At 57.8% G+C, this 24,066-nt stretch carries 26 protein-coding genes; 16 read left to right on the plus strand and 10 right to left on the minus strand.

From position 1 onward, the window contains the following. Window positions 1-8 precede the first annotated feature (8 nt). From cysN to rpoS, 11 genes are all read left to right on the plus strand, one after another. Complete coding sequence (cysN, locus tag ACWKX3_RS18810) at window positions 9-1,433, plus strand: sulfate adenylyltransferase subunit CysN (protein ID WP_454542207.1); 1,425 nt, start codon at window positions 9-11, stop codon at window positions 1,431-1,433. Further along, window positions 1,433-2,038, plus strand: a complete 606-nt coding sequence (gene cysC, locus ACWKX3_RS18815) for an adenylyl-sulfate kinase (RefSeq protein ID WP_153689474.1) — start codon at window positions 1,433-1,435, stop codon at window positions 2,036-2,038. The genes cysN and cysC overlap by 1 nt, the downstream gene beginning before the upstream one ends. A 58-nt stretch (window positions 2,039-2,096) precedes the next feature. Beyond that, complete coding sequence (locus ACWKX3_RS18820; RefSeq protein ID WP_006178238.1) at window positions 2,097-2,423, plus strand: DUF3561 family protein; 327 nt, start codon at window positions 2,097-2,099, stop codon at window positions 2,421-2,423. 165 nt (window positions 2,424-2,588) lie between these two features. Continuing rightward, window positions 2,589-2,900 (plus strand): cell division protein FtsB, encoded by a 312-nt coding sequence (gene ftsB, locus ACWKX3_RS18825; protein WP_003862095.1) that lies wholly within the window; start codon window positions 2,589-2,591, stop codon window positions 2,898-2,900. A 19-nt stretch (window positions 2,901-2,919) separates the two neighbouring features. Then, window positions 2,920-3,630 (plus strand): 2-C-methyl-D-erythritol 4-phosphate cytidylyltransferase, encoded by a 711-nt coding sequence (gene ispD / locus ACWKX3_RS18830; protein ID WP_454542208.1) that lies wholly within the window; start codon window positions 2,920-2,922, stop codon window positions 3,628-3,630. Further along, window positions 3,630-4,109: a 2-C-methyl-D-erythritol 2,4-cyclodiphosphate synthase gene (gene ispF, locus ACWKX3_RS18835; protein WP_006178233.1), complete on the plus strand. Its 480-nt coding sequence runs from the start codon at window positions 3,630-3,632 to the stop codon at window positions 4,107-4,109. The genes ispD and ispF overlap by 1 nt, the downstream gene beginning before the upstream one ends. Then, entirely contained in the window at window positions 4,106-5,155 is a 1,050-nt protein-coding gene (gene truD / locus ACWKX3_RS18840; RefSeq protein WP_088208637.1) for a tRNA pseudouridine(13) synthase TruD, read from the plus strand. The genes ispF and truD overlap by 4 nt, the downstream gene beginning before the upstream one ends. Next, a complete protein-coding gene (gene surE, locus ACWKX3_RS18845; protein WP_006178231.1) occupies window positions 5,136-5,897 on the plus strand; it encodes a 5'/3'-nucleotidase SurE in 762 nt (253 codons plus the stop codon). The genes truD and surE overlap by 20 nt, the downstream gene beginning before the upstream one ends. Continuing rightward, on the plus strand, window positions 5,891-6,517 hold the full coding sequence (locus tag ACWKX3_RS18850; protein ID WP_006178229.1) for a protein-L-isoaspartate(D-aspartate) O-methyltransferase: 627 nt from the start codon (window positions 5,891-5,893) through the stop codon (window positions 6,515-6,517). Before surE ends, ACWKX3_RS18850 begins: the two co-directional genes overlap by 7 nt. A 115-nt stretch (window positions 6,518-6,632) precedes the next feature. Further along, the gene (gene nlpD / locus ACWKX3_RS18855) at window positions 6,633-7,757 is read left to right on the plus strand and encodes a murein hydrolase activator NlpD (protein ID WP_042321814.1); all 1,125 of its coding nucleotides are present in this window, start codon (window positions 6,633-6,635) and stop codon (window positions 7,755-7,757) included. Window positions 7,758-7,816: 59 nt separating this feature from the next. Beyond that, window positions 7,817-8,809 carry an RNA polymerase sigma factor RpoS gene (gene rpoS / locus ACWKX3_RS18860; protein ID WP_013098493.1) on the plus strand — a complete coding sequence of 331 codons (993 nt, stop codon included), beginning with the start codon at window positions 7,817-7,819 and terminating at the stop codon, window positions 8,807-8,809. A gap of 52 nt (window positions 8,810-8,861) precedes the next feature. Here rpoS and ACWKX3_RS18865 read toward each other — a convergent pair whose 3' ends face one another. Both ACWKX3_RS18865 and ACWKX3_RS18870 read right to left on the minus strand, forming a co-directional pair. Further along, window positions 8,862-9,239 (minus strand): DUF4440 domain-containing protein, encoded by a 378-nt coding sequence (locus ACWKX3_RS18865; RefSeq protein WP_454542209.1) that lies wholly within the window; start codon window positions 9,237-9,239, stop codon window positions 8,862-8,864. Beyond that, entirely contained in the window at window positions 9,236-10,447 is a 1,212-nt protein-coding gene (locus tag ACWKX3_RS18870; protein WP_454542210.1) for an MFS transporter, read from the minus strand. The genes ACWKX3_RS18865 and ACWKX3_RS18870 overlap by 4 nt, the downstream gene beginning before the upstream one ends. A 106-nt stretch (window positions 10,448-10,553) precedes the next feature. On the opposite strand from ACWKX3_RS18870, the gene ACWKX3_RS18875 reads away from it, so the two are divergent. Further along, entirely contained in the window at window positions 10,554-11,441 is an 888-nt protein-coding gene (locus ACWKX3_RS18875) for a LysR family transcriptional regulator (protein WP_141114611.1), read from the plus strand. Here ACWKX3_RS18875 and ACWKX3_RS18880 read toward each other — a convergent pair. Beyond that, window positions 11,438-11,845 carry a MarR family winged helix-turn-helix transcriptional regulator gene (locus ACWKX3_RS18880; RefSeq protein WP_137272765.1) on the minus strand — a complete coding sequence of 136 codons (408 nt, stop codon included), beginning with the start codon at window positions 11,843-11,845 and terminating at the stop codon, window positions 11,438-11,440. The genes ACWKX3_RS18875 and ACWKX3_RS18880 overlap by 4 nt on opposite strands. 173 nt (window positions 11,846-12,018) lie before the next feature. On the opposite strand from ACWKX3_RS18880, the gene ACWKX3_RS18885 reads away from it, so the two are divergent. From ACWKX3_RS18885 to ACWKX3_RS18895, 3 genes are read left to right on the plus strand one after another with little or no spacing between them, the layout of a single operon-like run. Beyond that, a complete protein-coding gene (locus ACWKX3_RS18885) occupies window positions 12,019-12,621 on the plus strand; it encodes a non-oxidative hydroxyarylic acid decarboxylases subunit B (RefSeq protein ID WP_006178219.1) in 603 nt (200 codons plus the stop codon). Continuing rightward, window positions 12,611-14,038, plus strand: coding sequence for a non-oxidative hydroxyarylic acid decarboxylases subunit C (locus ACWKX3_RS18890; protein WP_454542211.1), 1,428 nt, complete (start codon window positions 12,611-12,613; stop codon window positions 14,036-14,038). Before ACWKX3_RS18885 ends, ACWKX3_RS18890 begins: the two co-directional genes overlap by 11 nt. Before the next feature lie 10 nt (window positions 14,039-14,048). Beyond that, entirely contained in the window at window positions 14,049-14,270 is a 222-nt protein-coding gene (locus tag ACWKX3_RS18895) for a non-oxidative hydroxyarylic acid decarboxylases subunit D (protein ID WP_014071539.1), read from the plus strand. A 91-nt stretch (window positions 14,271-14,361) separates the two neighbouring features. Here the strand turns inward: ACWKX3_RS18895 and mutS are convergent, their stop codons facing one another. After that, window positions 14,362-16,923, minus strand: coding sequence for a DNA mismatch repair protein MutS (gene mutS / locus ACWKX3_RS18900; protein WP_006178215.1), 2,562 nt, complete (start codon window positions 16,921-16,923; stop codon window positions 14,362-14,364). A 113-nt stretch (window positions 16,924-17,036) separates the two neighbouring features. Continuing rightward, the gene (locus ACWKX3_RS18905; RefSeq protein WP_058608521.1) at window positions 17,037-17,267 is read right to left on the minus strand and encodes a SymE family type I addiction module toxin; all 231 of its coding nucleotides are present in this window, start codon (window positions 17,265-17,267) and stop codon (window positions 17,037-17,039) included. Between the two features lie 174 nt (window positions 17,268-17,441). Between ACWKX3_RS18905 and ACWKX3_RS18910 the strand changes: the two genes are divergently transcribed. Beyond that, window positions 17,442-17,786 (plus strand): nitrous oxide-stimulated promoter family protein, encoded by a 345-nt coding sequence (locus ACWKX3_RS18910; protein ID WP_058608520.1) that lies wholly within the window; start codon window positions 17,442-17,444, stop codon window positions 17,784-17,786. Between the two features lie 5 nt (window positions 17,787-17,791). Here ACWKX3_RS18910 and ACWKX3_RS18915 read toward each other — a convergent pair whose 3' ends face one another. The 5 genes from ACWKX3_RS18915 to flhA all read right to left on the minus strand — a co-directional run bounded on the left by ACWKX3_RS18915 (window position 17,792) and on the right by flhA (window position 24,052). Next, window positions 17,792-19,012, minus strand: a complete 1,221-nt coding sequence (locus tag ACWKX3_RS18915; RefSeq protein ID WP_454542212.1) for an MDR family MFS transporter — start codon at window positions 19,010-19,012, stop codon at window positions 17,792-17,794. Window positions 19,013-19,028: 16 nt separating this feature from the next. Beyond that, window positions 19,029-19,790, minus strand: a complete 762-nt coding sequence (locus ACWKX3_RS18920) for a siderophore ABC transporter ATP-binding protein EitC (protein WP_202561050.1) — start codon at window positions 19,788-19,790, stop codon at window positions 19,029-19,031. Then, on the minus strand, window positions 19,790-20,827 hold the full coding sequence (locus ACWKX3_RS18925) for a FecCD family ABC transporter permease (RefSeq protein ID WP_454542213.1): 1,038 nt from the start codon (window positions 20,825-20,827) through the stop codon (window positions 19,790-19,792). The genes ACWKX3_RS18920 and ACWKX3_RS18925 overlap by 1 nt, the downstream gene beginning before the upstream one ends. Next, the gene (locus ACWKX3_RS18930) at window positions 20,827-21,825 is read right to left on the minus strand and encodes an ABC transporter substrate-binding protein (protein ID WP_454542214.1); all 999 of its coding nucleotides are present in this window, start codon (window positions 21,823-21,825) and stop codon (window positions 20,827-20,829) included. The genes ACWKX3_RS18925 and ACWKX3_RS18930 overlap by 1 nt, the downstream gene beginning before the upstream one ends. A 154-nt stretch (window positions 21,826-21,979) precedes the next feature. Continuing rightward, window positions 21,980-24,052: a formate hydrogenlyase transcriptional activator FlhA gene (gene flhA, locus ACWKX3_RS18935; RefSeq protein WP_454542215.1), complete on the minus strand. Its 2,073-nt coding sequence runs from the start codon at window positions 24,050-24,052 to the stop codon at window positions 21,980-21,982. Window positions 24,053-24,066: the final 14 nt, after the last annotated feature.

Genomic DNA, 24,066 nt, shown 5'->3' on the forward strand with positions numbered 1-24,066 from the left:
GAGCCGCCATGAACACCACGATTGCACAACAAATTGCCGATGAAGGCGGGGTTGAAGCCTACCTGCACGCGCAGCAGCATAAAAGCCTGTTGCGCTTTCTGACCTGCGGCAGCGTCGATGACGGGAAAAGTACCCTGATCGGCCGCCTGCTGCACGACACGCGCCAGATTTATGAAGATCAGCTCTCGTCGCTGCATAACGACAGCAAGCGTCACGGGACTCAGGGCGAAAAGCTCGACCTGGCGCTGCTGGTGGACGGCCTGCAGGCGGAGCGCGAGCAGGGCATCACCATCGACGTGGCCTACCGCTATTTCTCTACAGAGAAACGTAAATTTATTATTGCCGACACGCCGGGGCATGAGCAGTACACCCGCAACATGGCGACCGGCGCATCCACCTGCGACCTGGCGATCCTGCTGATGGATGCCCGTAAAGGCGTGCTGGATCAGACCCGTCGTCACAGCTTCATCTCTACGCTACTGGGGATCAAACATCTGGTGGTGGCGGTCAACAAAATGGACCTGGTGGACTACAGCGAAGAAACCTTCAACCGGATCCGTGAAGAGTATCTGACCTTTGCCGAACAGCTGCCGGGCAATCTCGATATTCGTTTCGTGCCGCTTTCCGCGCTCGAAGGGGATAACGTTGCCTCCCAGAGCGCCAGCATGCCGTGGTACACCGGCCCGACGCTGCTGGAGATGCTTGAAACCGTGCAAATTCAGCGCGTGGTTGAGACACATCCGATGCGCTTCCCGGTGCAGTACGTTAACCGGCCTAACCTCGATTTCCGCGGCTTCTCGGGCACGGTCGCCTCCGGCACCGTGCAGGTTGGCCAGCGCGTAAAAGTGCTGCCGTCCGGCGTGGAATCCACGGTTGCCCGCATCGTCACCTTCGATGGAGACCTGCCGGAAGCGGGAGCTGGCGAAGCGGTGACGCTGGTGCTGAAAGACGAAATTGATATCAGCCGCGGCGATCTGCTGGTTGACGTCAGTGAAACGCTGGCGGCGGTGCAGGGCGCGTCTGTCGACGTGGTGTGGATGGCCGAGCAACCGCTGACCGCGGGGCAAAGCTACGACATCAAAATCGCGGGCAAGAAAACCCGCGCCCGGGTGGACGGTATTCAGTATCAGGTTGATATCAACAACCTGACCCAGCGCGACGTCAATGAACTGCCGCTGAACGGTATCGGTCTGGTGGACTTCACGTTCGACGAGCCGCTGGTGCTGGATCCTTATCAGCAGAACCCGGTCACGGGCGGGCTGATCGTGATCGACAGGCTGACGAACGTCACCGTGGGTGCCGGAATGGTGCGAGAGCCAAACGCGCAGGCTGCGGTGAGCGCTGAATTCAGCGCCTTTGAGCTGGAGCTAAACGCGCTGGTGCGTAAGCACTTCCCGCACTGGGGCGCGCGCGATTTGCTGGGAGGCAAGTAATGGCCGCTCACGATGAGAACGTCGTCTGGCATCCTCATCCGGTCACCGTTGCCCAGCGCGAACAACTCCACGGCCACCGTGGGGTTGTGCTGTGGTTTACCGGGCTGTCCGGCTCGGGAAAATCGACGGTCGCGGGCGCGCTGGAAGAGGCGTTACATCAGCAGGGGGTAAGCACTTACCTGCTGGATGGTGACAACGTGCGCCACGGCCTGTGCTGTGATTTAGGGTTCAGTGATGAAGACCGCAAGGAGAATATCCGCCGTGTGGGGGAAGTTGCCAGCCTGATGGCAGATGCCGGGCTGGTGGTGCTCACCGCGTTTATCTCACCGCACCGCGCCGAGCGCCAGATGGTACGCGAGCGCGTCGGGCACCATCGCTTTATCGAAGTGTTCGTCGATACCCCGCTGGAGATTTGCGAATCGCGCGATCCGAAAGGGCTGTACAAGAAAGCGCGGGCGGGCGAACTGCGAAATTTCACCGGCATTGACGCGGTTTACGAAGCGCCTGATTCCCCAGAGATTCATCTGGATGGTCAACAATTGGTAACAAATTTAGTAAGCCAATTATTAGACCTGCTCAGGCGGGACGATATTATCAGATCCTGAGGCGGTATCGTTCGGGAGCCGATTTCCCGAACGATGAGTCACGGTCACAGGATTAGCTATGCGTAACAGTGAAAACTACATTATCACCACCGGGTCGGAGCCGTTAACCACCGACGACGAGACGACCTGGTCCTTTCCTGGGGCTTTCGTCGGCTTCGTCTCGTGGCTACTGGCGCTGGGAATTCCGTTTCTCATCTACGGCGGTAACACGCTGTTCTTCTTCCTCTACACCTGGCCTTTCTTCCTGGCGCTGATGCCTGTCGCGGTGGTGGTCGGCATTGCGCTGCACTCCCTGCTCAATGGCAAACTGCTGTACAGCACCGTTGTCACGATTGTGACGGTGGTCCTGATGTTTGGCCTGTTATTTTTGTGGCTCATGGGCTAACTTCAGCCATAATTCAAACCGTAACCAACAGTATGACGATATTGTGCAGGGCGATTCTGCAAAAAAAATGTGGTACATTTGCCCGCGATATTGCGGCATCTCTGTGACCCCGGCGTAGAGTCCAGGGGCGTTTTGGGATGAGGATGCCGTTTTTCAGGGGGCAGGATGGGTAAACTAACGCTGCTGTTGCTGGCTTTGCTGGTCTGGCTGCAATATTCGCTGTGGTTCGGTAAAAACGGACTGCACGATTACAGCCGGGTGAGCGATGACGTCGCGGCACAGCAGGCAACAAACGCCAAACTTAAGGCGCGAAACGATCAACTCTTTGCTGAAATTGACGACCTCAATGGCGGTCAGGAGGCGATTGAGGAACGCGCACGCAATGAACTCAGTATGACTAAGCCGGGCGAAACCTTTTATCGTCTGGTTCCGGATGCGTCTAAACGCAATCAGGGCTCAGCACAAAACAATCGATAATCAGGCCCAGGATTACGACATGGCAGTAACTTTTTCGGACGTATGCGCCGTGGTGCCGGCCGCAGGTTTTGGCCGGCGCATGCAGACAGAATGTCCCAAGCAGTATCTCTCAATTGGCGATAAAACGATCCTTGAGCACGCCGTGGCGGCGCTGCTGGCGCACCCGCGTGTGGCCCACGTCGTTATCGCAATCAGCCCGGGCGATGTGCGTTTTGCACAGCTGCCGCTGGCAAATCATCCGCAGATTACGGTTGTTGATGGCGGTGCCGAACGCGCCGATTCCGTGCTGGCTGGCATTCAGGCCGCCAGAAACGCGCAGTGGGTGCTGGTGCATGACGCCGCGCGCCCGTGCCTGCACCCGGACGACCTGGCGCGCCTGCTGGCGCTTAGCGAAACCAGCCGCGTCGGTGGCATTCTGGCCGCCCCGGTGCGCGACACCATGAAGCGCGCCGAACCGGGCAAGCAGGCTATCGCCCATACCGTTGAACGCGTCGATTTATGGCACGCGTTAACGCCGCAGTTTTTCCCCCGTGAATTACTCCATGACTGCCTGACGCGGGCGCTCAAAGAAGGTGCGACCATTACGGACGAAGCCTCTGCGCTGGAGTATTGCGGTTTCCACCCTGAGCTTATCGAAGGCCGCGCTGATAATATCAAAGTCACGCGCCCGGAAGATTTACGGCTCGCGGAATTTTATCTTACCCGTTCGACCCCTCAGGAGAAGGCATAATGCGAATTGGACACGGTTTTGATGTACACGCCTTTGGCGGAGAAGGCCCAATTATCATTGGCGGCGTACGCATTCCTTATGAAAAAGGTCTGCTGGCGCACTCTGATGGCGACGTCGCGCTCCATGCCCTGACGGACGCGCTGCTCGGTGCCGCTGCGCTTGGCGATATCGGCAAACTGTTCCCGGACACCGATCCGGCATTTAAAGGGGCGGACAGCCGCGAGCTGCTGCGCGAAGCCTGGCGTCGCATCCAGGCCAGGGGATATACCCTCGGCAACGTTGACGTGACCATTATCGCCCAGGCCCCTAAAATGCTGCCGCATATTCCACAGATGCGCGTGTTTATCGCCGAAGATCTCGGCTGCCACATGGATGATGTCAACGTCAAAGCGACCACCACCGAGAAGCTCGGCTTTACCGGTCGCGGCGAAGGCATTGCCTGTGAAGCGGTGGCGCTGCTGGTGAAGGCGGCAAAATGACCGACTTCGATAACCTGACCTGGCTGCACGGAAAACCCGAGGGCCACGGCCTGCTGAAAGCCAGTCCGGAAGATTTTGTGGTGGTGGAAGACCTCGGTTTTGAGCCGGACGGCGAGGGTGAGCATATTCTGGTTCGCATCCTGAAAAACGGCTGCAATACCCGTTTCGTCGCCGATGCGCTGGCAAAATTCCTGAAAATTCACGCCCGTGAAGTGAGCTTCGCCGGGCAGAAAGACAAACATGCCGTTACTGAACAGTGGATCTGCGCCCGTGTGCCGGGCAATGCCATGCCCGATTTAAGCCAATTTGAGCTTGAAGGCTGTAAAGTGCTGGAGTACGCCCGCCACAAGCGCAAGCTGCGGCTGGGCGCGCTGAAAGGCAATGCGTTCACGGTGATTTTACGCGAAGTTACAAACCGCGATGACGTGGAAAAACGGCTGAACGCCATCCGCGAGCAGGGCGTGCCGAACTACTTTGGCGCGCAGCGCTTTGGCATTGGCGGCAGCAACCTGCAGGGCGCACTGCGCTGGGCGCAAAGCGATGCGCCGGTACGCGACAGGAATAAACGCAGTTTTTGGTTGTCTGCGGCCCGCAGTGCGTTGTTTAATCAGATGGTGAGCGAGCGGTTGAAAAAACCGGACGCGAATCAAGTTGTTGTCGGCGATGCGCTACAATTAGCGGGGCGCGGGAGCTGGTTTGTGGCAACGGCTGAAGAGCTGGCCGATGTCCAGGCGCGCGTGGACGCCAAAACGCTGATGATTACCGCAGCCTTGCCCGGCAAGGGCGACTGGGGAACGCAGGAGAGCGCGCTGGCCGCAGAACAGGCTGCCGTCGCGGATGCGCCGGAATTACAATCCTTGCTGGTGCGGGAAAAGGTCGAGGCAGCACGCCGTGCGATGCTGCTCTATCCGCAACAGCTGAGCTGGAACTGGTGGGATGACGTAACCGTTGAGTTGCGCTTCTGGCTGCCGGCAGGCAGTTTTGCCACCAGTGTTGTCAGGGAACTTATCAACACGTCGGGTGATTATGCGAATATTGCTGAGTAACGATGACGGGATCCATGCGCCAGGTATTCAGACGCTGGCGAAGCACCTCCGCGAATTTGCGGATGTGCAGGTCGTGGCTCCCGATCGTAACCGCAGTGGCGCGTCTAACTCTTTAACGCTGGAATCGTCGCTTCGGACGTTTACCTTTGATAACGGCGATATTGCCGTGCAGATGGGCACGCCGACCGACTGCGTCTTTCTGGGGGTGAACGCGCTGATGCGCCCACGTCCGGATATCGTGGTATCGGGTATCAATGCCGGGCCTAATCTCGGCGATGACGTTATCTACTCCGGTACCGTCGCGGCGGCAATGGAAGGGCGTCATCTGGGGTTCCCGGCGCTGGCGGTGTCGCTGAATGGCTATACCCATTACGACACGGCGGCGGCGGTGACCTGCTCCATTCTTCGCGCACTTGGCCGCGAACCGCTGCGCACCGGGCGCATCCTCAACATCAATGTCCCTGATTTGCCTCTCGACGAGATCAAAGGCATCCGCGTGACGCGCTGCGGCAGCCGCCATCCGGCTGATAAGGTGATCCCGCAGGAAGATCCGCGCGGGAACACGCTGTACTGGATTGGACCGCCTGGCGACAAGTGCGACGCGGGACCCGATACCGACTTCGCGGCCGTTGATGAAGGGTATGTTTCCGTTACCCCTTTGCACGTAGATTTAACCGCTTACAGCGCGCATGATGTGGTATCGGACTGGCTGGATCGGGTCGGAGTGAACGCGCAATGGTAAGCAAACGTGTACAAACTCTTCTGGAACAGTTACGCGCTCAGGGGATCGCGGACGAGCATGTGCTTGAGGCGCTTGCTCAGGTTCCCCGTGAGAAGTTTGTCGACGAGGCGTTTGAACATAAAGCCTGGGAAAACGTGGCGTTGCCTATCGGACAAGGCCAGACGATTTCGCAGCCCTACATGGTGGCCCGCATGACGGAACTTCTGGAGTTGACGCCAGAATCACGCGTGCTGGAGATTGGCACCGGGTCGGGATATCAAACGGCCATTCTGGCGCACCTTGTGCACCATGTTTGCTCCGTTGAGCGCATTAAAGGGTTGCAGTGGCAGGCGCGTCGTCGCCTGAAACAACTTGATTTACATAATGTTTCGACACGACACGGTGATGGCTGGCAGGGTTGGAAGGCTCGCGCCCCGTTCGACGCCATTATCGTTACGGCAGCACCGCCTGAAATTCCCGCCGCGCTTCTGTCGCAGCTGGATGAAGGCGGGATTCTTGTCTTGCCCGTCGGGGACGAACATCAGCTTTTAAAGCGCGTTCGTCGACGCGGCGGCGAGTTTATTATCGATACCGTGGAAGCCGTGCGCTTCGTGCCTCTTGTGAAAGGGGAGCTGGCCTGAGACTCGGAAATTTCCAGGTTTATTAAGGCAAATACAGCGTATGGTGTGGCGCGAAAGGTTCGTGCCGTCACGGTTATTTTTCGTCACTAAAAGTCATTACATTCCTGGGGGATAAATGAGCGCGGGAAGCCCTAAATTCACCATCAGCCGTGTTGCGGCATTATCACTGGTTTCGCTCTGGCTGGCGGGCTGTTCAAATTCAAATAATCCACCTGCACCTGTTTCCTCCGTGGGCGGCAGCAGCGGCTCGGGCAACACGTCCAGCGGAATGTTGATCACGCCACCGCCTAAGATGGGCAATACGGCGGCGCAGCAAACACCACAAATTCAGCCGGTTCAGACGCCTGTTACGCAGCCAACGCAGATTCAGCCAGTACAACAGCCTGTGCAGACCGAAAATGGCCGCATAGTGTATAACCGCCAGTATGGGAACATTCCGAAAGGAAGCTATACCGGCGGCAGCACCTACACCGTGAAGCGCGGTGATACGCTGTTCTATATTGCCTGGATCACCGGGAACGATTTCCGCGATCTGGCACAGCGCAATAACGTCCAGGCCCCGTATGGACTGGAAGTGGGCCAAACGCTGCAGGTCGGCAATGCAACCGGCAAACCGTTAACGCCGGGTAATACCGTTTCTGCTGCAGACGTAACGGCGCAAAATAACAGTGTTAAACCTGCACAAAAAACCAGCACGGTAGTTGCTTCGCAACCGGTAATTACGTATTCTGAGGACTCAGGTGATCAGAGTGCTAACAAAATGTTGCCGAATAATAAAGGTACTGCGACGGTTGTCACAGCACCGGTAACGGCACCTGTGGTTAGCTCTACCGAACCGACTGCCAGCAGTATGACGTCCAGTTCGCCTATCTCAGCATGGCGCTGGCCGACTGATGGCAAGATTATCGAGAACTTTGCCACCTCAGAGGGGGGTAACAAAGGGATCGATATCGCAGGAAGTAAGGGACAGGCTATCATCGCGACCGCAGACGGACGCGTTGTGTATGCCGGTAACGCGCTGCGCGGTTACGGTAATCTTATTATCATAAAACATAACGATGATTATCTGAGTGCCTACGCCCATAACGACACTATGCTGGTCCGGGAACAACAAGAAGTTAAGGCGGGGCAAAAAATCGCTACCATGGGTAGCACCGGAACCAGTTCTACACGCTTGCATTTTGAAATTCGTTACAAGGGGAAATCCGTAAACCCGCTGCAGTATTTGCCGCAGCGATAAATTGACGAGGCATGCAAGCCAGGGTGTCTCGTCCAGGGATCACGGGTAGGAGCCACCTTATGAGTCAGAATACGCTGAAAGTTCATGATTTAAATGAAGATGCGGAATTTGATGAGAACGGAGCAGAGGCTTTTGACGAAAAAGCCTTAGTAGAAGAGGAACCCAGTGATAACGATTTAGCTGAAGAAGAGCTGTTATCGCAGGGTGCCACACAGCGTGTGCTGGACGCGACTCAGCTTTACCTTGGGGAGATTGGTTATTCCCCTTTGTTAACGGCCGAAGAAGAAGTCTATTTCGCACGTCGTGCTTTGCGTGGTGATGTTGCCTCGCGCCGTCGCATGATTGAAAGTAACTTGCGTCTGGTCGTGAAAATTGCTCGCCGTTACGGCAATCGTGGTCTGGCTTTGCTTGACCTGATTGAAGAGGGCAACTTAGGTCTCATCCGCGCAGTTGAGAAGTTTGACCCGGAACGCGGGTTCCGTTTCTCAACCTACGCAACCTGGTGGATTCGTCAGACCATCGAACGGGCTATTATGAACCAAACCCGTACGATTCGACTGCCGATCCACATCGTCAAAGAGTTGAACGTATATCTGCGTACTGCGCGCGAGTTGTCCCATAAACTGGACCACGAGCCGAGCGCTGAAGAGATTGCCGAACAACTGGATAAACCGGTTGATGACGTAAGCCGTATGCTGCGTCTCAACGAGCGCATTACCTCCGTTGACACCCCGCTGGGTGGCGACTCCGAGAAAGCGCTGCTGGACATCCTGGCCGATGAAAAAGACAACGGCCCGGAAGACACCACGCAGGACGATGACATGAAACAGAGCATCGTCAAATGGCTGTTCGAACTGAACGCCAAACAGCGTGAAGTGCTGGCACGTCGTTTCGGTTTACTGGGGTATGAAGCTGCAACACTGGAAGACGTCGGCCGCGAAATTGGCCTGACCCGTGAACGTGTTCGTCAGATTCAGGTAGAAGGTCTGCGTCGCCTGCGTGAAATCCTGCAGGGGCAAGGTCTGAATATCGAAGCGCTGTTCCGCGAATAAGCACCCTTTCGTCAAAAAAGGCCCGTCGTGAGACGGGCCTTTTTCTTTTGCGCTACGCCTGTGCGGTTTCGTGCAGCAGCCGCCAGCTCACCGTATTTCCTTCCTGATTAAGCACCGCGGTTGACCCGCGCACGTTGACGGGGCAATCCGGACGGGTTTGCGTCTCCCGGTAGTGCAGCACCGCGCCACCGTCCCACTGCTTAACCGTGGTGAGCATGTCGATCCTTATTTTCAGGCCGGGGCGGCTACCGCGCTGGTTTTCCAGGAAGCTGACCAGCGCCGCATGATCCAGATGCGTACCGCCCGGGGGAATCATCATAAAGTCCGGGCGAAAGCGGGCGAGCAGGGCGTTAATGTCGCCTTCGCCCTCTCCCAGCCACTGTTCGAGCGCAACGTGAAGATCAATAACTTCGGTTTCGTAGGGGGTCATACGTTCTCCTGTTGAAGTTGCCTCAGCACCTTCGCATTGTTAAGACGAATAACGGCCAGCAGGGGCAGTAACGTTACGCCTGCGGCAAAAAGAAAGATACCGTGCCACGCCGTAAGTGGCGGCAGGTAGCGCTGCGCCAGGCTAAGCAGCGCGGCTAACACCAGCGCCCCCAGAAAAAAGCTCAGCTGACGATTAAGGTTCCACAGCGCACTGGCGTCCGGCATCGCATCATGCGGGATTGTCAAAAACGCGCTGCTTTGCGCCGTGCTGCTGCACAGGCTACCGCCCGCGCCCATCAGGGTAAACGCCAGCACCGGCAGCGTGAACGGGGTATCTGGCCCGATACCGATAAGAAGCCCCATCCCGATAGCCTGCAAAAGACAGCCGAGCACGATGAGCGGCCGTGGGCCGGTATGGTTGAAGTAGCGCCCCGTTACCGTGATGGCCACAAAAGAGGCCAGTGACCAGGGAAGCATCAGCGCCCCGGTTTCGGCAGGCGTCAGCCTGGCGATGCTTTGCAGGTAAAACATGCCCATCACGTTCACGCCGATGAACGTGCCGGGAACGCACAGGTAGACCAGCATGGAGAAGCGCAGCAGCGGATCCTTCAGCAGCGGGAGGTGAAGTAACCGCCTTGTCAGGGTCTGCTGCGGCTTTTCGTTGCGAAGCCACAGCCCGGCCAGGACAAATGCGAGTGCGGCAACGGGCAGGGTAGCGAAAAAAATCCATCGCCAGCCGAGCGTCTGAACCAGCACGCCGCCCAGCGCGGGCGAGCATGCCGGTGCCAGAAGGGCCACCAGCATGACCGCCGAGGAGAGCCTGGCACGTTCGTGCGGCTTAAACTGCTGCCACGCCAGCGCCTGCCCAACCGGTATCAGCAATCCGCCGCCAAGCCCCTGAATTACACGCCAGGCGATCAGGCTGTCGAGCGTCGACGCCAGGCCCGCGGCGGCAGATGCGGCGCTAAAAACAAAAAGCGAAAGCAGGATCAGGCGTTTGGCCCCAAGCAGGCGCGCCAGCATTGCGCTGAACGGGATGACCAGCGTCAGCCCGGCAATGTAGCCATTACTGACCCACGCAAGCGCGGAGGGCGTGGCGTGTAGCGCCTGGCCCATCGCAGGAAAGGCCACGCTGGCGATGAACATGTTAATCAGGTCGAGAAAAAAGCCGAGCAGAAACACAACGGCGACCCTGGTGCGATACGTCATGGGAACTCCTCCAGTGAGGGCGTATCGTAGCGGTCGGTGAGGCGCAGATAAACGCGATAAAGCGCGATATACTGTCAAAAAAATTTTGACAGTGAAAAGGCTCAGCATGTTGAATTTGCAGCGCACGGCGATGTTTGTGGCGGTGGTCGAGAGCGGAAGCTTCACTGCTGCCGCTGACGCCCTTGGGCTAACGAAAGCGGTTGTCAGTTTTAATATTCGCCAGCTTGAAGATGAGCTGGGCGTCACGCTGCTGCTGCGTTCCACCCGCCGTCTGCGCCTGACCGAAGCCGGGGAGCTGTTCTATCAGCGAAGCCTGGCGCTGCTTAAAAATGCGGAGAGTCTCGCGGATGATGTGCGCGCCAACCATGCCGGGCTGACGGGGGAACTGCGCATTACCAGCACACCGGAATATGGGGCGAAAGTGGTGGTGCCCCTGCTGGCCGAGTTTAGCCTCCTGCACCCGGAGCTGCGCGTGCGGCTGGTGTCATCCTCGCTGCACAGGGATCTTATTTCAGAACGTTTTGATGTCGCCATCCGGCTCGGGACGCTAGCAGATTCGCGCTATCACGCCGCGCTGATTTCGCACTTTGCCATCCTGCCCGTGGCGTCGCCGGCGTGGCTGCACGCCCATCCCGTGGATTCGCCAGAGGCGCTGGCGCAGGCCGAATGGATCATTCATGAACGTCTCGCTTCACCGCTGCGCTGGCAGCTGCGTAAGGCGGACGGTGAAACTGTTGTGCTGGAGATAAAAAAAGCCCCGCGCTTATACGCCGACAGCGCGCAGGCGCTGATGGCCTTTGCCCTGGCCGGCAGCGGTGTGGCGCTGTTGCCCGCGTGGCTGGTACAAAACGCGCTCGATACCGGGCAACTGGTCCCGGTGTTGCCGGAATACACTTTTGCGCTGCAGGGCATCTATGCTGTCTATCCTGATGCCCAGCATGTTTCGGCGAAGGTGCGCACGTTTATTGATTTTATGCGGGCCCGGGTGAACTAGTTGTGCATCATTTTTTTGATCAGCGCCGAGAACTGCTCCCGTTCTTCCCTGCTGAGGCGGCCTAAAAACGCCTCATCCACGTCATTCCCGACGGGCTGACAGCGCGCGAGCAGCGCCTCGCCTTCCGGTGTTAAAAAGACAAAGCGGCGACGCTTGTCGGCAGGATCGTGCTCGCGTTTTACCAGACCCCGGGACTCCATGCGGCTCAGCATCTCCGCCAGCGTCGCCTTGGTGCTCACGGCCACTTCGGTTAAGGCCACCTGCTCAATCCCCGGATGCTCGGCAATCGAACGCAACACCGCATACTGTGGCTTGGTCAGTTTCGGGAGGGCATGCTGCCACTGGGCGGTATGCTGCTGAAAAAGCTGACGTAACAGGTGAAACGCCTCTTGTCTTAGGTCCATGAACACTCCGACGAAAAAATTCTCCCCCTATGATAGCCCCGTTTGCCCGGGATTTTAACGCATCATTTTTTAGCAATTAATGTGATCGTGTGCGAACGATCTTGTCAGAAAGCCAATCCGGGAGTAGCGTAAGCATTATGTTCGTATGCGAACAAATGGTTGAGAGGTGATAAATGAGACTGATTGTTGGGATGACGGGGGCGACGGGTGCTCCACTGGGCGTGGCGCTGCTCAAGGCGCTGCGTGAGATGCCGGACGTAGAGACGCATCTGGTGATGTCGAAGTGGGCGAAAACGACGATAGAGCTGGAAACCCCCTATACCGCGCAGGACGTCGCCGCGCTGGCAGACGTCGTGCACAGCCCGGCGGATCAAGCCGCCACCATCTCCTCAGGCTCGTTTCGTACCGACGGCATGATCGTCATCCCGTGCAGCATGAAAACGCTGGCCGGGATCCGCGCGGGCTACGCCGAAGGGCTGGTCGGACGCGCGGCAGACGTGGTGCTGAAAGAGGGGCGCAAGCTGGTGCTGGTCCCGCGCGAGACGCCGCTCAGCACTATCCACCTTGAGAACATGCTCGCGCTTTCCCGCATGGGCGTCGCAATGGTCCCGCCCATGCCGGCGTATTACAACCACCCGCAGACCGCTGATGACATCACCCAGCATATTGTGACCCGCGTGCTTGACCAGTTTGGTCTGGAGCACAAAAAGGCCCGCCGCTGGAACGGTCTGCAGGAGGCGAAACACGTTTCACAGGAGAATAAAAATGGCATTTGATGATTTGAGAAGCTTCCTGCAGGCGCTCGATGAGCAAGGGCAACTGCTGAAAATAGAGGAAGAGGTTAACGCCGAACCGGATCTGGCGGCGGCCGCCAACGCCACCGGGCGCATCGGGGACGGCGCGCCCGCGCTGTGGTTCGATAACATTCGTGGCTTTAACGATGCCCGCGTGGCGATGAACACCATCGGCTCGTGGCAGAACCACGCCATTTCGCTGGGGCTTCCCCCCAATACGCCGGTGAAAAAGCAGATCGACGAATTTATCCGTCGCTGGGATAACTTCCCGGTTGCACCGGAGCGCCGCGCCAGCCCGCCCTGGGCCGAGAACACGGTGGACGGAGAAGACATTAACCTGTTCGATATTCTGCCGCTGTTTCGTCTGAACGACGGCGACGGGGGATTCTACCTGGATAAAGCCTGCGTGGTGTCACGCGATCCCCTCGACCCGGACCACTTCGGCAAACAGAACGTCGGCATTTATCGCATGGAAGTGAAGGGCAAGCGCAAGCTGGGGCTGCAGCCAGTGCCGATGCACGATATCGCGCTGCATCTGCATAAGGCGGAGGAGCGCGGCGAAGATCTGCCGATTGCGATCACCCTCGGCAACGATCCGATTATCACCCTGATGGGCGCCACGCCGCTGAAGTACGATCAGTCCGAGTACGAAATGGCGGGCGCCCTGCGCGAAAGCCCGTACCCGATCGCCACCGCACCGCTGACCGGCTTTGACGTGCCGTGGGGCTCTGAAGTGATCCTCGAGGGGGTTATTGAAGGCCGCAAGCGCGAAATCGAAGGACCGTTCGGGGAGTTCACCGGACACTACTCCGGTGGCCGCAACATGACGGTAGTGCGCATTGATAAAGTCTCTTACCGCACCAAACCGATTTTCGAATCTCTTTACCTCGGCATGCCGTGGACAGAGATTGACTATCTGATGGGCCCGGCGACCTGTGTGCCGCTCTATCAGCAACTCAAGGCGGAGTTCCCGGAAGTGCAGGCGGTGAACGCCATGTACACCCACGGCCTGCTGGCGATTATCTCTACCAAAAAACGCTACGGCGGCTTTGCCCGCGCGGTCGGATTACGCGCCATGACCACGCCGCACGGCCTCGGCTATGTGAAGATGGTCATTATGGTCGATGAAGACGTCGATCCGTTTAACCTGCCGCAGGTGATGTGGGCGCTGTCATCCAAGGTCAATCCGGCAGGCGATCTGGTGCAACTGCCGAATATGTCGGTGCTTGAACTTGACCCTGGCTCCAGCCCGGCGGGGATCACCGACAAGCTGATTATTGATGCCACCACCCCCGTCGCGCCGGATAACCGCGGCCACTATAGCCAGCCGGTACAGGATCTGCCTGAAACCAAAGCCTGGGCTGAAAAACTGACCGCGATGCTGGCCGCGCGCCAATAAGGAGGAAATGATGATTTGTCCACGTTGTGCTGATGAGCATATCGAAGTGATGGCGACATCGCCGGTGAAAGATGTCTGGACCGTTTACCAGTGCCAGCACTGCCTGTATACCTGGCGCGATACCGAACCCCTGCGCCGCACCAGTCGCGAGCATTATCCCGAAGCGTTCCGTATGACGCAGAAGGATATTGACGACGCGCCGCAGGTGCCGACGATCCCGCCGTTGTTGTAAAAATAAGCCCGGAGGCGTAACCGCTTTCCGGGCTTGAAGGTTTTGTAGGCCCGGTAAGGCGAAGCCGCCACCCGGCAATAAAAACCGAGAACTAAACCAGATTCTTCAACCGATAAATCCACTCCAGCGCCTGGCGTGGCGTCAGGGAATCCGGATCGAGGTTCTCCAGCGCTTCAACAGCCGGAGAGGTCTCTTCCGCAGGCACCAACAGCGACATCTGTGTGCCATCAATCTGCGTTGCCGCAGCATTCGGTGACAGGCTTTCCAGCTCACGCAGCTTCTGACGCGCGCGCTTAATCACCTCTTTTGGCACACCCGCCAGCGCCGCAACCGCCAGACCGTAGCTCTTGCTTGCTGCGCCATCCTGCACTGAGTGCATAAACGCAATGGTGTCCCCGTGCTCCAGCGCATCAAGGTGGACGTTTGCTACGCCTTCCATCTTTTCCGGCAACTGCGTCAGCTCGAAGTAGTGGGTGGCAAACAGCGTCATCGCCTTGATTTTATTCGCCAGGCTTTCGGCACACGCCCACGCCAGCGACAGTCCGTCATAGGTGGAGGTTCCGCGCCCAACTTCATCCATCAGCACCAGGCTATGTTCCGTCGCGTTATGCAGAATGTTGGCGGTTTCGGTCATCTCCACCATGAAGGTTGAACGACCGCTTGCCAGATCGTCCGCCGCGCCCACGCGGGTAAAGATGCGGTCTATTGGGCCAATCTCGACGTGCTGCGCCGGGACATAGCTGCCAATGTAGGCGAGCAGCGCAATCAGTGCCGTCTGGCGCATATAGGTGCTTTTACCGCCCATGTTCGGACCGGTAATGATCAGCATTCTTCTCTGCGGCGACAGGTTCAGCGGGTTAGCGATAAACGGTTCGTTCAGCACCTGCTCCACCACCGGGTGGCGGCCTTCGGTAATGCGAATGCCCGGTTTGTCGATGAAGGTCGGGCAGGTGTAGTTCAGCGTTTCCGCACGCTCTGCCAGGTTAACCAGCACATCCAGCTCTGCCAGCGCGCCCGCGCTGAGCTGCAGGTCGCCGAGATGCGGCATGAGCATGTCGAACAGTTCGTCATACAGCTGCTTTTCCAGCGCCAGCGCTTTGCCTTTCGAGGTGAGAACTTTATCTTCGTACTCTTTCAGCTCAGGAATAATGTAGCGCTCGGCGTTTTTCAGCGTCTGGCGACGTACGTAGTGGATAGGGGCCAGGTGGCTTTGCCCACGGCTGATCTGAATGAAGTAGCCGTGTACCGCGTTATAGCCGACTTTCAGGGTATCGAGGCCCAGGCGTTCGCGCTCGCGGATCTCAAGCTTGTCGAGATAGTCCGTTGCACCGTCAGCCAGCGCGCGCCATTCGTCCAGCTCCTCGTTGTAGCCCGGCGCAATGACCCCCCCGTCGCGCACCAGAACCGGCGGCGCATCGATAATGGCGCGCTCAAGCAGCTCGCGCAGCTCGGTAAATTCGCCCATCGTTTCACGGAGTTTCTGGACGGGTGCACTGTCAATGTCGCTTAACTGAGCGCGCAGTTCCGGTAACTGCTGGAAAGCATGACGCATACGCGCAAGATCGCGGGGGCGGGCGGTACGCAATGCCAGACGGGCAAGGATACGCTCAAGATCGCCCACCTGGCGCAGGACGGGCTGCAGCTCGGTGTAGCGATCCTGCAACGCGGCAATCGTCTGCTGGCGGCAGACAAGCGTATGGGTATCGCGAATGGGCATATGCAGCCAGCGTTTCAACATACGGCTGCCCATCGGCGTCACCGTATTGTCCAGCACCGAGGCGAGGGTGTTCTCGACGCCGCCCGCCAGGTTCTGGGTGATCTCAAGGTTACGGCGCGTTGCCGCGTCCATGATGATGCTGTCCTGCTGGCGTTCCATCGTAATCGAACGGATGTGCGGCAGGGCGGTACGCTGGGTGTCTTTGACGTACTGCAGCAGACAGCCTGCGGCGCACAGGCCGCGCGGTGCATTCTCAACGCCAAAGCCAATCAGGTCGCGGGTGCCAAACTGCAGATTCAGCTGCTGGCGTGCGGTATCAATTTCGAATTCCCACAGCGGGCGGCGGCGTAAGCCGCGACGACCTTCAATCAGCGAGGTCTCTGCAAAGTCTTCGGCGTACAGCAGCTCCGCAGGGTTTGTGCGCTGCAGCTCGGCCGCCATGGTTTCACGGTCGGCGGGCTCGCTCAGGCGGAAACGACCGGAACTGATGTCCAGCGTCGCGTAGCCAAACCCTTTGCCGTCCTGCCACAGGGCCGCCAGCAGGTTATCCTGGCGCTCCTGGAGCAGGGCTTCGTCACTGATGGTGCCCGGTGTGACGATGCGCACGACCTTGCGCTCAACCGGGCCTTTCGAGGTGGCCGGATCGCCAATTTGCTCGCAGATCGCGACGGATTCACCCTGGTTCACCAGCTTCGCAAGGTAGTTTTCCACGGCATGGTGCGGGATACCCGCCATCGGAATCGGCTCACCTGCCGATGCGCCACGTTTGGTCAGCGAAATGTCGAGCAACTGCGATGCACGTTTGGCATCGTCATAAAACAGCTCGTAGAAATCGCCCATACGGTAAAACAGCAGGATTTCCGGATGCTGCGCTTTCAGCTTCAGATACTGCTGCATCATCGGCGTATGTGCGTCGAAATTGTCGATTGTGCTCATGGAGTTATGATATCCATTTCTTTGATAATAATGGTCTTTACGCGGCTCGTTGGCCGTAGGTTTCCTCTATTGTCGCATGAAAAAATGGCGCGGCGCAGAAAAAAGTCGCGACTTTACGAGGCGCCTTCCTGCATCAGTTCGATGATGATTTTCCCGTGTGCCACGCCCACCCGAACCTGCGAATGGGTGGTAAATCCGGCTTTTTCCAGCCAGTCGCCCTTAAGGCTGAGGGCGGCATGGACGCTATAGCGCGTCGGGATTTTGGTTCGGCGATCCTCGTGGCGCTTTCTGAAATAGCCCACTTTTAAATGGCGATAGGGTTGGGTGATGACGATCTCTTGCATACGGCCTCCGAAAAAGTTGGGCAACGGGCGTTCTCATTGCCTGTATAAAATACCAGTGTTTGACCCGTCTGGCCGCTTTAATACTGGAAGGCGTCTTCAGAAAATAAAATGCAACGACTGAAAAACGACGCGCAAAGAGGTATTATGGATGCACTTTATATGAGGTCATTGTCCATGTCCGGTAAACGTATCGCACGAGAGAAAGAGACGATCGCCAAAATGATCGCGTTGTTTGAGAAGCAGTGCCCGCAGGCTTCTCAGGAAGAGGGGCACTATCAGGCGCTCAGGGCGTATGCCGACAAGCGTCTGGACAAGTGTGTTTTTGGTGAAGAAAAGCCTGCCTGTAAACAGTGCCCGGTACACTGCTACCAGCCTGCAAAGCGTGAAGAGATGAAGCAGATAATGCGCTGGGCCGGCCCGCGCATGTTATGGCGTCACCCCATCCTGACCGTTCGTCATCTGATTGATGATCGTCGTCCGGTGCCGGAATTACCGGAAAAGTATCGCCCGAAAAAGTGAGTCGTTCAGCGTCTTAGCGGACGGCAAATCACGTTCAGGGCCAGTGCGCTGCATAACGGGAAGAGGGCCAGCAGCAGCCAGGGGTAAATCGCCTGGGGTGAGGGCACCAGCGCGCGATCCAGCAGACTGCCAAACAACAAATTTCCCGCAAGTACCGCAATGCCTCCGGCAGTGGAGAGTGCGCCGTAGTGCGCCCCCAACGTGGACTCCTCAGCAAACCGCGGAATGAGATCTTTAGCCGAGGGTACCAGCAGCATCTGTCCCAGCGTCAGCAGCGTTACCAATGAGACTGACGGCAGTAGCCGCCACCAGCCCTCCGGCGGTTCAGTCGCCACAAACATCGCCACGCTCGCAAAGGCGGCAGACAGCAGCAAAAAGCCTACCGGCAGGATCCTCACCGCGCCCACGCGGCGGGCGAAGCGTGCCAGCGGCAGCTGTAGAGTAATGATCAACACGGAGGCGAGCATAAAAAGCGGGCCGAGATCTTTCTCGTTACCGCCAGACCGTTGGATCTCTACCGGCAGCGCCAGATAAAGCTGGTTGTAGCTTAACAGCCACGAGCTATAGGCAATGATAAAGGCGACGAAACGAGGCTGGCGGAACGTTGTCCACCAGGGCTGTATTTTCAGCGTTTGTGAACGGAGGTCAGAAGCAGGGAGGCAGAAGTAGAGCACCACTAACGCAACAATAAACACCCCGGCACCTGCCAGCGCCACCTGGCGGAAGCCAAGCCCCGTCAGCAGGGCACCAGCAACCGGGCCCAGTACCGCGCCGAGTTCCCCGCAGACCGCAAACAGCGCAAACCACTCCGCCCGGCTTCGTTTCCCTTTCGCCTCACTGTGCGTGCCCGCTTTTGCCAGCAACGCCTCAATCGAAGGGGAGAATAGTGCACCGCCGATGCCCGTCAGGCAGGCACCCAGAATGATTGGCCACAAAGTGCTCCCGAAAGCCAGCAGCAGATAACCCGAAACACGCACAATACAGCCGCTCAGGATGACCACTTTCGCGCCAAACCGGTCTGAGAGTGCGCCCCCAACGATAAACATCCCCTGCTGTGAGAAGGTGCGCAGACCCAGAATCAGCCCGATAAGCCCGCCGGAAAGCAGCATGTCGTCGCGCAGGAATATCGCAAGGAAAGGAACAACGGCGTAAAAGCCGATGTTAAAAACAAACTGGCTACCCAGTAAAACGGGCGGCCAGAGCGTGGTGGCAGGGCGAAGGGGCATTGTGGTTTACTCGCCCCTACACGATAAAGTGAATGTGCTTTTTGCCATGGAACGGCGATATCTCAATTTTGGTTTTGACTCTGAAGACATCCCAGAGCAACGACTCGGATAAAATGTCCTGCGGGGTTCCCGTCGCCACAATTTGCCCTTTCTGCATCACAATCAGCGAGTCACAGAACATCGAGGCGTGGTTGAGATCGTGGATGGCGACAATACTGGTCACGGGTAATTCGCTGATTAAATGCATCAGCTGTATCTGATGATGAATGTCCAGGTGGTTGGTGGGTTCATCCAGCAGGATTTCCGTCGGGGTCTGGGCCAGCGCACGGGCGATGTGAACGCGCTGACGCTCTCCGCCGGACAGGCTTAGCCAGCCCTGGTCGCTTTTGTCCAGCATATCCACACGTTGCAGGGCCGCGGTGACGGTGTCGTCATCCTGCTTGCTCCAGTTAGAAAAAGGGGAGTGGTGCGGAATACGCCCGAGTTTAACCACGTCGCGCACGCGCATGTTGGCGTCGGTCATCCCGTGCTGCTCAACGAATGCGACCCGGCGGGCGAGCTGCTTTTTGGCGATGCGGGAAATGTCCTGTCCGTCCAGGGTCACGCTGCCCGCATCCGGGCGACGCAGTCCCGCCAGAATACGCAACAGAGACGACTTTCCGCAGCCGTTTGGGCCCAGCAGCCCAACGGTTTCCCCCCGGGAAACCTTCAGTGACACGTCATTGACGATAACTTTTTTGCCGACCTTCCAGGTGATATTTTCAGCGCAGATACTCATCACTTATTCCTTGAACGGTAGATAATCACGGCAAAGAAAGGCACACCGACCAGCGCGGTCACTACGCCGACGGGCAGGCTTTGCGGCGCAATCAGCATGCGCGAGGCAATGTCTGCCAGCACCATCAGGATCGCCCCGGCCAGCGCGCTGGCAATCAGCAGGGTGCGATGCAGCGGCCCGAACAGGAAACGCATGACGTGCGGAACCACCAGCCCCACAAAGCCGATAGAGCCCGCCATGCTGACGATCGTCGCGGTGATCAGTGCGGTCGTGATAAACAACGCCAGGCGCACCCAGGGAACGGCAATACCCAGAGACGCGGCTGCGTCGTCACCGAACGTAAAGGCATCCAGCGCCCGGGAATAGTAAAGGCAAACGGCTAACCCTGTCAGGACGACAACCAGCACCACCTGGAATTCAGGCCAGCGTACGCCGCTGAAACTGCCCAGCAGCCAGAACATCACATCACGCGCCTGCTGTGCGCTGGCAGACGTACTGATGGTGTAGGCGGTAATGGCGTTGAACAGCTGAGAGGCTGCCACGCCTGCAAGAATGGTGCGTTCATTGCCGCCGCGCGCGCCGTTCGTCAGAAAGGCGACAAATGCAAACGCGGCGAATGCCCCCGCGAAGGCACCCGCTGAGAGCGAAACGGCCCCGGTCCCCACTCCCAGCACCACGACGGAAACCGCACCCGTTGACGCGCCGGCAGAGACGCCCAGCACGTAGGGCTCCGCCAGGGCGTTCTTCAGCAGGCTCTGCAATACGGCACCGCAAATGGCTAACCCCGCACCACAGCAGGCTGCGACCAGCGCACGGCTCAGGCGGAAGTCCCAGATTACGCTCTCATAGATGCGGTTGAGCGGAACCTCGGTGAGCCCCATTCTGTTGCTGATGGCGTAAAACATGTTATTAAGCGGGATGGACAGCTCACCGACGCTGACGCCGAGGGCGATCACCAGAAACAACAATACAACGGCAAGCAGAGCAGACGTGGTCAGGAACAGGCCCTGGCGGGCCTGAAGTACAGCGGCTGTCATCAGTTCAGCCCCAGTTTTCTGAGCTGCTCACCCACCTGTTCAGCACCGTAAATCGTACGGATCGTCGGGTTCATCGCCTGGCCGTCCATCACCACGATATGGCCTTTTTTGACGGCATCCAGCTGGCTGACGGCAGGATCGGTTTTCAGGAACTTGATTTTTTCTTCCGCGTTATCCAGCGCCCAGCGGTTGCGATCCAGGCTGGAAACCACAATCACATCCGGATTAGCGGCAATAATGCTTTCCCAGCCCACGGTGGGCCATTCGGTTTCGGAGGTGATGGCGTTGTGCCCGCCCAGCACGTTAGCAATAAAACCGGAGGCGCTGTTTTTACCGCCGACATAGGCATCAGCCGAAGGAGAGGAGCTTGAGAACCAGAAAACAAAGGAGAGGTCTTTTTTGTTTTTACCAAACTCCTGGCGCAGGTCAGCTTCACGTTTTTTGAAATCGGCAATCACCGCCTGACCGCGATCTTCCACGTTAAAGATTTTGGCGAAATCCTCAATCTCTTTATAAAGATAGGTCATGTCCCACAGCTTCTGGCGGCTGCCGTACATATCACCTGCGGCTTTTTTGGTGGCGCACATGCCCGGTGACACGTAGCTGTTCACACCGACCGTGGCCAAATCTTCACGTTTCGCCACCTTACTTTCAGGTCCGAGTAACAGGGGAAGCTGCGCAGGCACAAAATCAGGGTTTTGCGAAAGGATGGATTCAAGGGTCGGGATTTCTACCGTCAGGGTTTGGATTTTTGCGTTCTGTTCAGCCAGCTGCGGCAACACTTTGGTTGGCCAGAAGGCGCTGGCCTTCACCTTATCTTCCAGGCCGAGCAGGAGCAAAATTTCGACGGTATTCTGACCCAGGGCCACCACGCGTTCCGGCGCTTTGGTGAAGGTCTCTTTATAACCACAGTTTTCAATGGTCAGAGGATATGTGGTTGCCAGAGCAGAACTGACCGACGCAAACGCCAGGCCCAACGCGCAGATGACCTTTTTCATTAAACGCTACCCTTCATTAATATTATTTTTTGATGCAAATGAAACTCATTATTAAGGCGGAATTTTATACAGAGGAAAGGATTTTGTGTCAATGAGGGACAATTGCGCAGGGTGACGAAAGGCGGTGTCAGAGTAACACCGCCGGAGTGCGGACTTACATCAGGTTCTCTTTATCAATCCCGAGGCGCTTCATGCGCGACAGCAGGGTGGTGCGTTTTAACCCTAAACGCTGGGCTGCACCTTTCGGCCCGGCGACCACACCGTTGGTCTCTTTTAGCACGCGCAGAATAAGGTGGTATTCATCTTCTCCCTCTTTCGCCATCTCGGCTGCGCTTATGGTCGTTTCAGGCAGAGAAACCTCCGGCAGGGAGAGTTGCAGCACGTTGCCGCGCGTGAGCAGCACCGCTCGCTCAATGACGTTTTCCAGTTCGCGGACGTTACCCGGCCACTCCATCGCCGAGAGCGTGCGGAGCGTCTCTGCCGGAATGCTGTCGATGTTGCGCCCCATCCGCCGCGCAATTTTGGCGGTAAAGGCTTTCACCAGCAGAGGGATATCTTCCGGGCGCTCGCGCAGCGGGGGCAGGCAGATCGGGAAGACGTTCAGGCGATAGTAGAGATCGCTTCTGAATTCGCGGTCGGCGACCATTTTTTTAAGATCCCGGTTGGTGGCAGCAATCAGCCGCACGTCCGTCTGGATAAGCTTGTTGCTGCCGAGGCGCTCAAACTCCTGCTCCTGCAACACACGCAGCAGCTTAGGCTGCAGTTCCAGCGGCATATCGCCCACTTCGTCGAGGAACAGCGAGCTTTTATCTGCCAGCTCAAACCGGCCCAGCCGCTGGCTGCTGGCCCCGGTAAAGGCGCCGCGCTCATGACCGAAGAGGTCACTTTCCAGCAGACCCGCAGGCATGGCGGCGCAGTTCATCTTCACCATCCGGCGGCTGTTGCGGTTGCTTAAGTTGTGGATCGCCCGGGCGATCAGCTCTTTCCCGGTACCCGTCTCGCCCAGAATCAGCACCGTGCTGTCGCTCTGCGCCACCATCTCAACCTGCTTGAGGATGCTGTACATCGCATCACTGCGGCCAATGATTTCGCCAAACTCGCTGTCCACGTTATTGAGCTGCTCGGTCAGGGCGAGGTTCTCATCCACCAGCCGCTCCTTCAGGCGATGGATCTCCTGATAGGCGAGGGCGTTATCCAGGGCAATGGAGATACGTTCGGCAATCTGGCGCAGCAGCTTGAGGTTGGCGGTGGTAAATACGCCCTCATCGCACTGCGCCAGCTTCAGCACGCCAAGCATGGTATTGCCCGACATCAACGGCAGCAGGCATAGCGTCTGGATTTTATTGCCCCAGGTGTTAAACAGCATCCGCTCGTAGGGGGCCAGCACGTCACGCTCGTGCAGGTTGAGCAGCAGGATCTCTTTACTTTTGAACACCCGCTCGGACAGGGTGCCCGCTTCGTCCACTTCGCTCTGCTCGTGCGCCGGGTTGGCCTCATCCAGATAGTGCGTGGAGTAAATGTTGAGTTTTCCCTTACGATTGCCCCGAAGCGCAATGCTGATAGCGTCGATTTTGAAGTAGTGATGGATCTCTTTTGAAACCTCGCTGACCAGCTCGTCCATGTCCAGGCGCGACAGCACGGCGTTGGTGATCGCCACCAGAATACGGAAGTTGTCGCGCTCGCGGCTCAGCAGATCGTAATCCACATTATTGTTGACGCGACTCTGGATCTGCTCCGCCACCACGCCGACAATTTGCGTAAAGGTGTGCAGACGCTCATATTCCGCCTCGCTCCACGGCTGGTCAGTAGTGCGCAGAAACTCGCAGCCGCCAAAAATATGGCCTTCCACCGCCAGAGGGAGCATGCAGTAATGGCCGAAAGGCTGATAGATATTGCTATCCGCCAGCATCGGCCAGGCCTGGCGGAACTCTTCAGCGCTGCAGTGCAGGATTTCAGGACGGGAAAGAATACGCCGCACCGGGCCGTGGGCGAGGTAGGTTTCATCCTCATATTCAAAGACTTTGCCGTTATCACGCGTTGAGTAGTAGCTCGCCCGCTGGGTCCCGCTGTGCCAGAGCACGATAGCGGCGCTGTCCGCCAGCGCTGATTGCCTGACCAGCCGCGTCAGGGTATCGCTCAGCGAGCCTAAATCGGGCTGCTGTAAAAGAGTGCGTGTGATGTCAAACAGGCCCTGCTGTCCAAGATCGCTCATCGGTGTATACGGCATTATTGCTTTCCAAT

The sequence above is a fragment of the Enterobacter sp. UPMP2052 genome (genome assembly GCF_053709675.1).